This is a genomic window from Actinorectispora metalli (assembly GCF_056323685.1).
On record NZ_JBREYE010000001.1, the window covers coordinates 25,942 to 39,632 of the forward strand.

Sequence of the window (13,691 nt, forward strand, 5' to 3'; positions counted from 1 at the left end):
CAGAGTCGGTCGAGCCGTCAGGCGGAGATGACTGCACGGTGTCTGCCCCCTCACACCCCGTCACTGCTCAATCCGGGTGATGGTATCCAACGGCGGTGCGTAGAGTGCCGGAGGTTCACACGGGGATACGAGACAGCGGCGGAAATGATCGAGAACAGCAACGGAGAGGGCGGGATCGACCCCGCTGACCTTGAGGTCTGCCTGCGGGTGTTGGAGCGGGTCGAGTCGTTGCCGCCCGAGCATCCCGACTACATCGCGGTGCGGCGGGCCACCGGGAAGATGTACAAAGCGGTCAAAAGGCTGCGCAAGACCGAGGCCAGGGCCGCGGTGACGGCGGCGGACCGGGCTGTCACCGAGGCCACCGCGACGGGTTCACCGCAGCGGATCGATGACGAGACGCAGGGGCTGCCGCTGGTGTCGACCACGGTCGGCGCGACGGCGGGCAGGCTGCTGCGGGCGCGGTCCTGCTACACCTGCAAGCAGCGGTACCACGATGTCGACGCGTTCTACCACCAGCTGTGCCCGATGTGTGCGCGGCTGAACCGGGAGCGGCGGGACGCGCGGACCGATCTGCGGGGCAGGCGGGCGCTGTTGACCGGTGGGCGGGCGAAGATCGGCATGTACATCGCGCTGCGGCTGCTGCGCGACGGCGCACACCTGACGGTCACCACGCGGTTCCCCAACGACGCCATCCGGCGGTTCGCGGCGATGGAGGACAGCGCCGACTGGATGCACCGGCTGCGGATCGCCGGCATCGACCTCCGCGACCCCGGCCAGGTCATCGCGCTGGCCGACGAGGTCACCGCGGCGGGACCGCTGGACATCCTGATCAACAACGCGGCGCAGACCGTGCGGCGCTCACCCGGTGCCTATGCGCCGCTGGTTGAGGCGGAGGCCGCGCCGCTGCCCGCGGGGCCGCTGCCGGAGCTGATCACCTTCGGTTCCACCTCGGACGCGCATCCGGCGGCGTTGGCCAGTTCGGTTCGGGACGTGCACCCGCTGACGGCGCTGGCGCTGACGGCGGGGTCGGCCTCGCCCGCGCGGGTGGCGGCCGGGACCGCGGTGGACGCCGGTGGGCTGGTGCCGGACCTGCACGAGATCAACAGCTGGACGCAGCGGGTGCACGAGGTGGACCCGATCGAGCTGCTCGAGGTGCAGCTGTGCAATTCGACGGCGCCGTTCATCCTGGTCAGCCGCCTCCGGCCCGCCATGGCGGCGGCGAAGGCGCGGCGCAAGTACGTCGTGAACGTCTCCGCGATGGAGGGGCAGTTCAGCCGCGCCTACAAGGGGCCGGGGCACCCGCACACCAACATGGCGAAGGCCGCCTTGAACATGCTGACGCGGACCAGCGCCGAGGAGATGCTGTCCGAGGGCATCCTGATGACCGCGGTGGACACCGGGTGGATCACCGACGAGCGGCCGCACCCCACCAAGCTGCGGCTGGCGGATGAGGGCTTCCACGCGCCGCTGGACCTGGTCGACGGCGCGGCGCGGGTGTACGACCCGATCGTGCGCGGGGAGCGCGGCGAGGACCTGTACGGGTGTTTCCTGAAGGACTACGAGCCCGCCGCCTGGTGACTAGACGGGGCGGCGGACCCTGGTGCCGCGGCGGTAGGTGCTGACCGCGGGTGAGCCGTCGATCCAGAAGCGCCACGGCACCTCGTGGGCCATCGCGACGCCGACCCTCGGGCCGCTGCGGATGTCGGATTCGGCGACCGGGTCGCCCGACAGCAGGCGGACGGTGGACTCCAGGCGCGTGAGGTCGGTGCCGTCGTGGTCGCGGGTCAGGCCCAGAACGTTGCACAGCCTGCCGGGGCCGCGGGCGAGTTCCCGGTCGCCGCGGGCGTTGGGGCGTTTGGCGCGGGCCGCCTCCAGCCCGCTGACGACCTCCCCCGCCCGCAGCAGCACCGCGCCGGGCTGCCCGTCTGTGAGGCAGACGATGTTGGCGCAGTAGTGCATGCCGTAGACGAAGTACACGTACAGGTGCCCGGCGGGGCCGAACATCACCGCGTTGCGCGCGGTCTGCCCCCGGTAGCAGTGCGACGCCGGGTCGTCCGAACCCCGGTAGGCCTCCACCTCGACCAGCCGCACCCCGATGACGCCCTCCGGGGTGGTCGCCTCCAACACGGTGCCCAACAGCATGGGCGCGGCGACAAGCGGGTCGATGGCCAGGGCGTCACGTGCGATGGGGTTCACCAGAACGACCGTACCCGCCGGTTGTTCGGACTCGCCGACAGGCCGACCAGGCCGGGAAATCCGTGCATTCTCTACGCTGAGTGGGTGGTCGACACCAGGCTGAAGCTGATCCACGGGGCGATCGAGGCGATCCGCGCACACGGCATCGCCGGTGCGTCCGCGCGGGTGATCGCCACGGCGGCGGGGGTGAACCAGGCGCTGGTCTTCTACCACTTCGGCAGCGTCGACACACTGCTCGGCGAGGCCTGTCGGGTCACCACGCAGGCCAGGGTGGACGCCTACGCCGAGCAGTTCGACGCGGTCGGCAGCCTCGGCGAGCTGTTGGCGCTGGGCCGACGCATCCACGACGAGGAACAGGCCGCGGGCAACGTCGCCGTGCTGGCCCAGGCGTTGGCCGCAGCGCAGACCGATCCGGGGCTGGCCGAGGCGACCAGGGACGCGCTGGCGCTGTGGACCGACGCCGTGGAGCGCACGGTGGAACGGCTCCTGGCCGCGTCACCGCTGGCGGGAGTCGCCGAGCCTGCTGGGCTGGCGCGGCTGGCCTGCGCGAGTTTTGTCGGCGTCGAGCTTTACGGTGCCGCTGACGATGCGGGCGCCCGAGCGGCCCTCGGTGCTCTCGAACAACTCGCCAAATTGGTGGACGTGGTCGAGGGCCTCGGCCCGCTGGGACGCATCGCGCTGCGTCAGTCCCTCAAGTCGTGAACCTCAGAAGTCGAAGAGGGTGCGGGTCTTGGTGAGCATGACACAGGGGTTGCTGAACTCCTGGTTGAACAGCTCCTTGCCGTCCGCCACCACGGTCGCCCGCACCGGGCGGTACTCCCGGGAGCAGGCCTTGTCCTGCTGCTCGGCGATGCGCGCCGGGTCGTTGCCCGCCTCGCCGAGTTCCTGGCAGGCCTGGGCGGCCTTGGGGTGGGTGCCGCCGACGGTGGGCTTGCACTGGAGGGTGACGCGGGTGGTCTTGTTGTCGAACTCGCTGAAGGTGCTCAGCGAGTAGGCGGCGGTGGGCGGCAGCGGGACGCCGCTGGTGGAGGTGCCCGGAGGTGTCGACCCGGGGCTGGTGCTCGTGGACGGCGGTGACGTCGGGCTCGTCGTCGACGACCCCGGTGCCGGGGCTCCGCCGGGCTCGCACCCCACCGTCAGGGCCAGTACCAGTACGCCTAGCGCGACTCGTCCGAGCATCAGCCTGCACACCTCCGGTATCGGTTCTCACCCGGCAGACGTGATCAACGCCGTGACCGGTTGCATGGGGAATCCCCGCATCGCCCGAAAACCACACTCAGGTGATGAACAGGGTGAGCACCGCGGTGCGGACCTTGCCGTCCACGTTGAACTCCAGGAACAGCCGCTGCTCGCCGCGCAGCGGGAACTGGGCGTGGAAGCTCAGCACCGGCCCCTTCGCCGACTCGTTCGCGTGCGCCATGGGGTGCAGGTGCGACAGCGACATGCTCAGCACGTTGAACGAGGACAGGTGGCCTGGCGAGTCCAGGTAGGGCTCCAGCCGGGTGACCGGCTTACCCTCGGCGTCGGCGATGCGGAAGCGCAGCATCGTCGGCTTGTCCACCGGCACGAACTGGTCGCCCTCGAAGCGGCTCACCGTGAACCCGTCCACGGTGGCCACCGGTGCCTGCGGCGGCACCGGCACCAGACCGGTGTCACCGGGGATCACGAAGGACAGCCCGAGCATCGTGGCGTGGGTGCGGTCCGGCCGTCCTTTGGGGACGAACTCGACGTACATCCGGTACAGGCCGCCGTCCGGAATGGACAGTGTGGTGCGCCAGGTGTCGCCGTCCAGGGTGGGGTGCAGGTGCTGGAACTGCGTCATGTCCTCGCGCAGCACGATGAAATGCAGCTGCTTGGCCTGGTAGATCTCGTACTCGGCCTGCGGCTTGCCGTCCGGCGCGATGATCTGGAACGCCACCGGCACCGCGGGCCCGCGCTCGGCGGGCAGCGTCACCGGGACCATGCGGAAGTCGTCGTGGGTGTCGGAAAGGCCGTCACCGTGCCGCAAGGGCACGGTGACGGCTGCCTGGTCCCCCTCCGGAAGGCCACACGACGCGGTGAGGCCTGCCAGCGTGGTGAGCAGGACGATCAGCAGTTTCCGCATGTCAGAACTGGAGGCCCCACTGGTTGAGGGTCCCGGTGTCCTGTGGGTAGTTGTCGCGCACGCGCAACTTCCACGTGCCGTTGGCCGCCTCGCCGGAGGCGTCCACCGTGTACGTGGTCTTCACGTCGTCCGCCGAGGAGTTGGAGTAGTCCTTCAGCAGGAACACCGTGCCGTCCGGCGCGACCAGTTCGATGCGCAGGTCGCCCTGGTAGGAGTGGGTGATGTCCACCGGCACCTTCAGCGCGCTGGAGGCGTTGCCGGTGCGGCCTGCGACGGTGATCGGCGACTCGACGGTGGTGTTGTCCTTGATCGCGACGTCGTCACCGTTGGTGAACTCGCCCGGCGTCGGCTCGGGCTCCGGGTCGGTGTTGCGCACGTTCAGCTTCACCAGCACGAGACCCTGCTCGATGCCGCTGATCGCGATCGTGCCCGACTTGAAGAACGGGTAGGTGTTCCACGCCCCGTTGAAGCCGTCGTTGTTGTTGGCCGGGTAGATGTCGAAGAAGCCGATCTCGCTGAGCTGGTTCGACGCGATCTGGCTGGAGTCCAGCACCCGCAGGCCGGCGCGGTAGTTGGCCTGGTAGACGCGGTTGCCGACGATGTACTCGTTGTGGTCGACCGCCGAGCCGAAGGTGGGCTTGTAGGTGCCGGTGTGCACCGGCCGCTCCAGGTCCTTGACGTCCCAGATCAGCGTGCGCGGGTCACCGTCCAACTCGTCGTTCATCACCAGACGCGACTGGTCAGGGGTCAGCCAGCCCTGGTGGGTGAACTTCGCGTTGGTGTAGGTGGTGCGGGAGATCTGCTTGAAGTTCGGCTTGTCGGTCACGTCGACGATCGTCAGCGTGTCGACGTTGTAGTTGAAGCAGATCTCGCGTCCCTTGTGGGCGGTGTCGGGTCCGTTGTAGACCACGCACTGGTTCTCGTGGACGTAACCGTCGTTGTCAACGCAGCCCGCGTTCTTGGGTGACTTCGGGGTGCGCACGTCGACCATGTGCACGCCGCCGTTGCAGGTGTTGGAGCCCACCGCGTAGATGTAGCCGGTGTCCTCGTTCACGGCCAGCGTGTGCGAGGGGCCGAAGCCGGTGTAGCGGGCGTCGGCGGTGAAGGTCTGCGGCGAGGTGACGCTGCGCAGCCTGGTCAGGTCGAAGACCTGCATGCCGTGGCCGTTGATCTGGTCGGCGCCGATGTAGGCGTGGTCCTTGTAGACCTTGACGTCGCGCCACGAGCTGCTGGTGCCGTTGTGGGAGGGCAGGTTGCCCAGATACTTCGGGCTGGTCGGCGTGGTGACGTCGACGAAGGCGGCACCGTTGGTGCGCGCGAAGATGATGTATTCCTTGCCGCTGGAGGCGTCGGTCCAGCCCCACATGCTGTTGCCGTTGCCGCCGCCGATGGTGCTCAGCGGCATCACGGCCTGCAGGTCGATGTTCTTGCAGGGATAGATGTCGGCCTTGCCGTTCACACAGGGCACCGCGGCCCCCGTGACGGCGGCCCGGCGGACGGCGGGCTCGTGGTTGGCGTTGAACGCCCTTGCCTCTTCTTTGCCTTCCGCCGAGTTCGGATCGTGAGCCGATGCGGGCATCGTGAACGATGCCAGCAGGGCGGCCGCGAGGATGGCGAGGCCACCCATTCGCACAGCGCGCATGGTCAACTCCTTGTGGGCAGCAGGGAACGCCCAGGGCAGGCGTCTGCCTGCAAAGACCATAAGCGGCGCAACGGGAAAAACCATCAGGGAAAGCCCTATCCTGGCGGTTTTCGGCCCTTCAGTTTTCCACTCAGTTCGCCGTTTTATTCACAGAATGCGCTACTGCGAAAGGCGGCGGCGCACCTCGCGGCCCGACAGGTACTCCTGCACATCGGAGTAGCGCTCGGCGTGGTTGGCGAACTCCACGTACGCCCGGACCTGGTTCAGCCAGTCGAGCGTGGACGGCCTGACCGCGGCGGCCGCGGCCACCAGATGCGCGGCCTCCACCGGCGGTTCCAGCCCGCTGCTCAGGGCGAGGTCGATGACCTGGTCGATGGCGCGCTCCACCGTGGCGGCGAGGTCGGCGCCGCTGAACAACGCGGTCCGCCTGGCCAGGTCGGCAGCATCGACACCGCTGGTGGGGACCTCGCGCAACAGCACCGACAGGATCTCGGCGCGGGCCTGCTCATCCGGCGGCGGCACGAACAGCAGCCGGTCAAGGCGGCCGGGGCGCAGCATGGCCTCGTCCACGTCCCACGGCGCGTTGGTCGCGGCGAGCACCAGCACCCCGTCGTTGTCGGAGCCGATGGCATCCAGTTCCTGGAGCAGCACATCGACCAGGCGGCGGGCGTCCGAGCCGTGGTGCTTGTGCCGGGCGAAGGCCAGCGCGTCCACCTCGTCCAGGAACAACACGCACGGCGACTGGGCCCGCGCGGTCTCGAACGCCAGGTGTAGGTTGCGCTCCGAGACACCCATGAACGGGTCCATGACGTCCTCGATGCGCACGTTCACGAACGGCAGCCCGCACTCCCCCGCCGTCGCTCTGGCCAGCAGCGTCTTCCCGCAGCCCGGCGGACCGTAGAGCAGCACGCCGCCACCGGTCTTGCGGCCGTAGCGGGCGTACAGCTCGGGCCGGGACAGCGGCAGGATGATCATGCGGTGGATCAGCCGCTTGGCCTCCGCCATGCCGCCGACCTGGTCGAAGGTGATCTTCTCGACCGGTTCGGCCGCGAACTCGGCCGCTTCTCCCCCGCCGACGGGCACCCGGACCGCGCCGCGCGCCGCCAGCAGTTGGTCGACCAGTTGCTGGAGCCTGCCGACGCCCTCCACGACACCGGCCTGCCTGGCCCGTTCGACGCAGGCCCGCAGCAGCGGCAGGCGCTGCTGGTCGGCGGCGAGGACGCCAACCTCCACAATGGACCCCGCGGGCAGCGTGCCCGTGGTCAGCAGGGTTTCGTACTCGTCCAGCGCCCCGGCCGGGTCCACGGCCACCAGCTGCTCGGCCAGCAGCAGCCGCAGCGTGGCGTCCTCGGGGCTGGCCTGCACGGCGCGGCGCAGCGATTCGATGCGGTCGGCGTTCACCGTCGGCGCTCCATCCAGCGGCGGACCAGGGGCGGGGTGATCCAGGAGTACACACAGAACACGAACCAGCAGACACCCAGCACGAGCGCGGCAACGCCGAGGCCCGCGGCGCGCAGGCCAAGGATCAGGATGAGCACGCCGAGCCAGACCTTCATCGGCCCGAGCCGGGCGATCGGCACCAGCGGCCGCAGCAGCGGGTGCACCAGCACCGCGGTGCTGCGGGCGTTGCTGACGTAATCGCGGTTGTCCGGTTCGGCCGCCGCCGCCCGCCGGTAGAAGGTGTTGGCGGTGGCGAAGTCGCCGCGCTGCGCGGCGGCGACCCCGTGCAGGTTGCTGGCGAACGCGCTCGCGGGGTCCTGCTCCAGCGCCCGCGTGCTCCACATCTTCGCCTCGGCGGAGTCGCCGCGGGTCAACGCGAGCATGGCGCGAAGCTGCGGCACCACCGGATGTTGCGGCTCCGCCTGCGCGATCCGGTCGACGAGCCGGTCGGCCTTCTCAAGCTGCCCCGCCTCGGCGCACAGTTCGGCGTAGGCGCAGAGCAGCCCGATGTGCCTCGGGTCCAGCGCCAGGCCCTCCAGCAGGGCACGCTCGGATTCGACGGGCTTGACCAGTGCGCGCAGAGCCAGGCCGAGTTCGAAGAACAGGTCCGGGTCGGGTCCGAAGCGCCCGAGGGCGTCCTTCGCGGCATCGGATGCTTCATAGTGGCGGCTCAGCAACCGCAACGCCTGAATCCGCAGCATGCAGGCCTCGGCACCGACAGCATCGGAGCCGTCGAGATCGGCCAACGTGGTCAGGGCGCGGTCGGCGTGGCCGATACCGACGTAGTGGCGGGCCAACGCGAGGCGCTGCTCGCTGGGCGCGGTCACAGGTAGCCGCCGACGATGATCACCAGCGCCCGCTCGGGCAGGCCGCAGAGCAGCACCGCCGCGAGTCCCGGCAGCCACAGCGAGGCAGGTTCGACGCCGCGAAGCTCGGAGACCCGCTCACCGGTGCGCTGGAACCAGGTCAACGCGGCGTACACCGCGATCGCCGAGACGATCGTGACCAGGCGGAACACGCTCTTGGATGTGTCGCTGGGGATGTTCGCCACGATCACGAACTCCGCGATCAGCCCGAGCACGCCGACCCCGGCCATGAGCAGGCGCTGCCTGCCCGGCAGGCCGAGCCGTCCACCGTTGAGCACCGCGATCACGGTCACCGCGCTGACCCCGCCGAAGAAAGCGACGAAGGCCTGGCTGCTGATCCGCCACGGCCGGGTCTGTCTCGCGGGCTGACCGATCGTCGGCCGCAGCAGGTCGTCCATCAACACCATCCCCAGTTCCGGACGCATCATAGAGAAGACCGCTGACTGTCCGGCGAGGTTGCCCGCGCACCGCCTTCGGCTTCCGACCGCCGCAGCCCGTGAAAATGCCGCGAGTGGCAACCGGCTCTGGCGCCGGTTGCCACTCGCGGGGTTCGAACTGCGGTTTCGGTCAGCCTCGCCAGGGGCGGAAGCCGGACTCCTCGGCGTCGGCGGAGGTCTTGAACCAGACCTCGGCGGTGGTGACGCTGAAGAACGGGGAGTCCTCGGTGTGGTAGAGCATCGAGTCCCGGTTGCCCTTGACCCGGTAGTCGCGGGACGGGGCGCTGCCGTCGACCATCGGCATGGCCGAGTTCGGGTACGGGCCGGGCTCTACCGACGGGGTGGCCAGGGCGGCCTCGCCGCGGGCCTTGCTCCACGGGGTGAAGCCCGCCCGCTCGGCGTCGGCGGCGGTCTTGAACCACGCCTCGGCCGTGGTGCGGGAGTAGTACGGCGAGTCGGGGCCGTGGAACAGCATCGACTCGCGGTTGCCCTTGATCCGATACTCGGTCGACGGCGCGCTGCCATCGGCCATCGGCTCGGCCGAACCCGGGCCGTAGGGCTCCCTCACCCTGGTGGCCGCCGTCTTGACCTCGGGCGCCACCGCCGTTCCGGTGCCGCCGCCGGTGGGCGCCGAGCCCTTCGGGGTGTAGTCCGAAGAGGGCGTGGACGCGGGTGCCTGCGACTGCGCGGTCTGGCTGGGCACGGAGACACCGCGGTCGGTGCCCCGCCCGGCAGCAGCCCCACCCGCCGCGCCGCCCGTCGTCGCCGAGGCATCCGAGGACTGCCTCGCGGCCGGGGCGCCTGCCGTGGTGGAGGCGTCCGCGTCCGACCGCGCGGTCGGGGCGCCTGCTGCCGCTCCGGTCGTCGCGGAGGTGTCGGCGACCGGCCTCGCGGTCGCGCCGGAGTCCGTGTCGGAGCCGGTGCGGGAGACCGGCACCTGCTCCTCATCCGCCCACTTACCGCTCAACTCGGTGGCACCAAAGTCGGAACGGTCCTCGGTCCGCGCGACGGTCTCGGCCCGCTCATCGCTTTCGGTCCGAGAGCCGCGACGGCCCCAGACCAGCCAGCCGATCAACAACCCCAGCAGCAGCGAGACCAGGCACCACAGCCAGATCTGTCCAAAAAGCCAACCCATGGTCCTGCCTCCTACGCGACGACGATTTCGACCCGGCGGTTGGCCGGGGCGGTGGGGTTGTTGGGCTGCACCGGCTTGGTGGCACCGAAGCCCCGTGCGGTGATCCGCTCCGCGGCGATGCCCGCCCTGATGAGCTGCTGCTTGACCGTCTCGGCGCGCTGGTCGCTGAGTAGCTGCGCACCCTCCGGCCTGCCACCGATGGGCGCGACGTGCCCGTTGACCTCGACCTTGGCGTCCGAGGCGCGCAGCACTTCGGCGATCTTGCGCACGGTGTCCGCGCCGCCAGGGGTGAGGTTCGGCGAGTTGGGCTGGAAGGTGATCGGCGCGGCCGCGACAAGCTGGTTCAGCTGCTGCTGCAACGCCTCACGGTCGGCGCCGGGCACCGCGATGAGGCGGTTGTCCACGGCGGCGCCGGGGATGATCTCCTTGACCTTCTGCTCCATGGCGGCCTTGGCGGACTCGCTGGGCGCGTCGCCCGCGAGTGTGACGCCCGTACCGCTCCAGGACACGCTGCGGTCGCCGGGTGCGCTGCCCAGTACCGCCGTCAGCGCGCCGACAGCCTTGCCTGCGCCTGCCGCGTCCACAGGGGACGGTGCGCCGGACACGACGGTGAGGTGGTCCTCCACCTTGCGGCCACCGGCCTGCGCGTTCGCCGCCTGCACCACGGCGGCCCTGGTCGCCTCGTCGGGCACCGACCCGTTCAGCGTGACGGTGTCACCGGAGACGTTGATCCCCAACGGCTTCGCCGGAATCGGGGCGGCCGGGGTCTCGGTGGGCTGCTGTCCGTGGTCGCCGCCGTGGTCGCCGGTCGCGCCGGGCACATCCGCCCGCCAGACGCCGGGCAGGTCCTCGACGGTGCTCTCCGCCTTGTCGGCGGCCTCACCGGTCACGCCGTCGATGGTGCCGACGACTCCGCTGAATCTGACCTTGGCGTTGGACTGGCCCGCGTCGGCCAGTGCCTGCCGGGACTCGGCGGTGAGCGTGTCCTCGATTCCCCGGTGGCCTGCCAAGGTCGCGATGCCCGCGACCGCGAGCGGGACGAGCAGGATCGCGACCGCCAACGGCAGCCAGGGGGTTTTACGTGTGGTGTTGTCCGGCATCTCGCTCCGCAGGGACGCAAACGTCGCCTCCAGATCAGGAGGCGAGGCGCAGCGTACCCCCGGCCTACTCCATTCGGCCCAGCGAAACCGAGGCGTTCACCCAGCCTTTCAGCCTATTTCCCCTCAAGATCACCCGGTCGGCTTGCCGGTCCAGCCGCGGTGGTCGGTGATCCGGGCGGCGAGCCGGTCCAGTTGCTCCGCGACGCGCTCGGGCGCGGTGCCGCCGTAGGCGTTGCGGGAACCGATGGAGCCTTCGACGGTAAGGACCTCCCGCACGGCGGGCGTCAGCGCGACGTGCACTTTGGCCAGTTCGTCGTCGGTGAGGTCGTCCAGCCCGACGCCGCGGCCCTCGGCGATGCGCACGCACTCCCCCGCGGCCTCATGCGCCACTCGGAACGGAACGCCTTGGCGGACAAGCCATTCGGCGATGTCGGTGGCCAGGGTGAATCCGGCGGGCGCCAGTTCGGCGAGCCGTCCGGTGTGGAAGGTGAGGGTCGCGATCATGCCGGTGACCGCGGGCAGCAGCAGTTCCAACTGCTCGACGGAGTCGAACAGCGGCTCCTTGTCCTCCTGGAGGTCCCGGTTGTACGCCAGCGGCTGCGCCTTCAGCGTCGCGAGCAGCCCGGTGAGGTTGCCGATGAGGCGCCCCGACTTGCCGCGGGCGAGTTCGGCGATGTCGGGGTTCTTCTTCTGCGGCATGATCGAACTGCCGGTGGCCCAGGAGTCGTGCAGGGTCGCGTAGCCGAACTCGGCGGTGGTCCAGATGATCACTTCCTCGGCGATCCTGGACAGGTTGACGCCCACCATGGCGAGGCAGAACGCGATTTCGGCGGCGAAGTCGCGGGAGGCGGTGCCGTCGATGGAGTTCTCCGCGGGCGCGGCGAAGCCCAGTTCCGCCGCCACCGCCGCCGGGTCCAGGCCGAGCGATGACCCGGCCAGCGCGCCCGAGCCGTAGGGGGACACAGCGGCCCGCTTGTCCCAGTCCCGCAGGCGTTCCACGTCCCGCAGCAGCGCTTGTGCGTGTGCCGCCAGGTGATGCGCGAGCAGTACGGGCTGCGCGTGCTGGAGGTGCGTGCGTCCCGGCATGGCCGCGTCCGGGTGGGCCTTGGCCTGGCCGAGCAACGCGTCGGCCACCTCCAGCACGCCGTTCGCGACGCGTTTGGCCCCGTCCCGCAGCCACATCCGGAACAGCGTCGCCACCTGGTCGTTGCGGGAGCGCCCGGCGCGCAGCTTGCCGCCAAGGTCGGCGCCCACGATTTGCGTCAGCCCGCGTTCCAACGCGGTGTGCACGTCCTCGTCGGCGACGACCGGCACGAACGCCCCGGACGCGACGTCGGCGGCAAGCTGCTTCAAGCCTGCCAGCATGCGGTCGAGTTCATCGGAGGTGAGCAGGCCCGCCCGGTGCAGCACGCGGGCATGCGCGTGTGAACCGGCGATGTCGTAGGGCGCCAGGCGCCAGTCGAACTGCGTCGACAGGCTCAGCGCCGCCATCGCCTCGGATGGACCCGACTCGAACCGCCCGCCCCACAACCGGGCGCCCTGCTCACTCACCGAAAACCCCTCACGCGTTCTTGTGCTGGTCCCGCTTGGCGGCGATCTTGCTGGGCAGGCCCCACAGCTGGACGAAGCCCTTGGCCAGCGACTGGTCGAAGGTGTCGCCCTCGTCGTAGGTGGCCAGGTTGAAGTCGTACAGCGAGACGTCGCTGCGCCTGCCGTTCACCACGGCCCGGCCGCCGTGCAGGACGAGGCGGATGTCGCCGGTGACGTGCTCCTGGGTCTTGGCGATGAACACGTCCAGCGCGTCCTTGAGCGGGGAGAACCACAGGCCGTCGTAGACCAGTTCGGTCCAGCGCTGCTCGACCTGCCGCTTGAAGCGGGCGACGTCGCGTTCGACGGTGACGTTCTCCAACTCCTGGTGCGCGGTGATCAGCGCGATGGCGCCGGGTGCCTCGTAGATCTCGCGGCTCTTGATGCCGACCAGCCGGTCCTCCACCATGTCCAGCCTGCCGACGCCCTGCGCGCCCGCGCGGCTGTTGAGCTGCTGGATGGCCTCCAGCACGGAGACCTTCGCGCCGTCGATGGCCACCGGCACCCCGGCCTCGAAGGTGATCACCAGTTCGTCGGCCTCGCGGGGCTGGGCGGGGTCGGCGGTGTAGTCGTAGACGTCCTCGATGGGCGCGTTCCAGATGTCCTCGAGGAACCCGGTCTCCACCGCGCGGCCCCAGACGTTCTGGTCCACCGAGTACGGGGACTTCTTCGACACGTCGATGGGCAGGTTGCGCTCCTCGGCCCACACGATGGCCTTCTCACGGGTCCAGGCGAAGTCCCGCACGGGCGCCAGCACCCGCAGGTCGGGGGCGAGGGCGCCGATGCCGACCTCGAACCGGACCTGGTCGTTGCCCTTGCCGGTGCAGCCGTGCGCGACGACGCTCGCGCCGTGGTACTTGGCGGCCTCGGCGAGGTGCTTGACGATCACCGGCCGGGACAGCGCCGACACCAGCGGGTAGCGCTCCATGTAGAGGGCGTTGGCCTGCAACGCGGGCAGGCAGTACTGCTCGGCGAACTCGTCGCGGGCGTCCGCGACGACGGCCTCGACGGCACCGCAGGCGATGGCCCGCTTGCGGATGGTCTCCAGGTCCTCCCCGCCCTGGCCGACGTCGACCGCGACGGCGACGACCTCGGCCCCGGTCTCCTCGGCGATCCAGCCGATCGCCACCGATGTGTCCAGCCCACCGGAGTAGGCGAGCACCACCCGGTCACTCATGATCGTT

At 70.1% G+C, this 13,691-nt stretch carries 13 protein-coding genes; 2 read left to right on the plus strand and 11 right to left on the minus strand.

Going from position 1 to position 13,691, the window contains the following annotated elements; genetic code table 11:
* Nucleotides 1–144: 144 nt before the first annotated feature.
* On the plus strand, nt 145–1,578 hold the full coding sequence (locus tag ACU6XJ_RS00130; RefSeq protein ID WP_476305452.1) for an SDR family NAD(P)-dependent oxidoreductase: 1,434 nt from the start codon (nt 145–147) through the stop codon (nt 1,576–1,578).
* Here the strand turns inward: ACU6XJ_RS00130 and ACU6XJ_RS00135 are convergent, their stop codons facing one another.
* Nucleotides 1,579–2,196 carry a DNA-3-methyladenine glycosylase gene (locus ACU6XJ_RS00135; protein WP_476305454.1) on the minus strand — a complete coding sequence of 206 codons (618 nt, stop codon included), beginning with the start codon at nt 2,194–2,196 and terminating at the stop codon, nt 1,579–1,581.
* An 84-nt stretch (nt 2,197–2,280) separates the two neighbouring features.
* Between ACU6XJ_RS00135 and ACU6XJ_RS00140 the strand changes: the two genes are divergently transcribed.
* Nucleotides 2,281–2,898 carry a TetR/AcrR family transcriptional regulator gene (locus ACU6XJ_RS00140; protein WP_476305457.1) on the plus strand — a complete coding sequence of 206 codons (618 nt, stop codon included), beginning with the start codon at nt 2,281–2,283 and terminating at the stop codon, nt 2,896–2,898.
* A gap of 3 nt (nt 2,899–2,901) precedes the next feature.
* On the opposite strand, the gene ACU6XJ_RS00145 is transcribed toward ACU6XJ_RS00140, so the two are convergent.
* The 10 genes from ACU6XJ_RS00145 to ACU6XJ_RS00190 all read right to left on the minus strand — a co-directional run bounded on the left by ACU6XJ_RS00145 (nt 2,902) and on the right by ACU6XJ_RS00190 (nt 13,684).
* Nucleotides 2,902–3,375 carry an SSI family serine proteinase inhibitor gene (locus ACU6XJ_RS00145; RefSeq protein WP_476305459.1) on the minus strand — a complete coding sequence of 158 codons (474 nt, stop codon included), beginning with the start codon at nt 3,373–3,375 and terminating at the stop codon, nt 2,902–2,904.
* Between the two features lie 97 nt (nt 3,376–3,472).
* Entirely contained in the window at nt 3,473–4,300 is an 828-nt protein-coding gene (locus ACU6XJ_RS00150; protein ID WP_476305461.1) for a hypothetical protein, read from the minus strand.
* A gap of 1 nt (nt 4,301) precedes the next feature.
* Nucleotides 4,302–5,942, minus strand: a complete 1,641-nt coding sequence (locus ACU6XJ_RS00155; RefSeq protein ID WP_476305463.1) for a choice-of-anchor B family protein — start codon at nt 5,940–5,942, stop codon at nt 4,302–4,304.
* Between the two features lie 159 nt (nt 5,943–6,101).
* Nucleotides 6,102–7,343: an ATP-binding protein gene (locus tag ACU6XJ_RS00160; protein ID WP_476305466.1), complete on the minus strand. Its 1,242-nt coding sequence runs from the start codon at nt 7,341–7,343 to the stop codon at nt 6,102–6,104.
* Nucleotides 7,340–8,209 (minus strand): tetratricopeptide repeat protein, encoded by an 870-nt coding sequence (locus ACU6XJ_RS00165; RefSeq protein ID WP_476305468.1) that lies wholly within the window; start codon nt 8,207–8,209, stop codon nt 7,340–7,342. Before ACU6XJ_RS00165 ends, ACU6XJ_RS00160 begins: the two co-directional genes overlap by 4 nt.
* Nucleotides 8,206–8,676 (minus strand): hypothetical protein, encoded by a 471-nt coding sequence (locus ACU6XJ_RS00170; RefSeq protein WP_476305471.1) that lies wholly within the window; start codon nt 8,674–8,676, stop codon nt 8,206–8,208. The genes ACU6XJ_RS00165 and ACU6XJ_RS00170 overlap by 4 nt, the downstream gene beginning before the upstream one ends.
* 139 nt (nt 8,677–8,815) lie before the next feature.
* On the minus strand, nt 8,816–9,820 hold the full coding sequence (locus ACU6XJ_RS00175) for a sunset domain-containing protein (protein WP_476305474.1): 1,005 nt from the start codon (nt 9,818–9,820) through the stop codon (nt 8,816–8,818).
* Between the two features lie 11 nt (nt 9,821–9,831).
* Nucleotides 9,832–10,920, minus strand: a complete 1,089-nt coding sequence (locus tag ACU6XJ_RS00180; RefSeq protein ID WP_476305476.1) for an OmpA family protein — start codon at nt 10,918–10,920, stop codon at nt 9,832–9,834.
* Nucleotides 10,921–11,049: 129 nt separating this feature from the next.
* Complete coding sequence (argH, locus tag ACU6XJ_RS00185) at nt 11,050–12,471, minus strand: argininosuccinate lyase (RefSeq protein WP_476305479.1); 1,422 nt, start codon at nt 12,469–12,471, stop codon at nt 11,050–11,052.
* A gap of 10 nt (nt 12,472–12,481) precedes the next feature.
* Nucleotides 12,482–13,684 carry an argininosuccinate synthase gene (locus ACU6XJ_RS00190; RefSeq protein ID WP_476305481.1) on the minus strand — a complete coding sequence of 401 codons (1,203 nt, stop codon included), beginning with the start codon at nt 13,682–13,684 and terminating at the stop codon, nt 12,482–12,484.
* Nucleotides 13,685–13,691 lie beyond the last annotated feature (7 nt).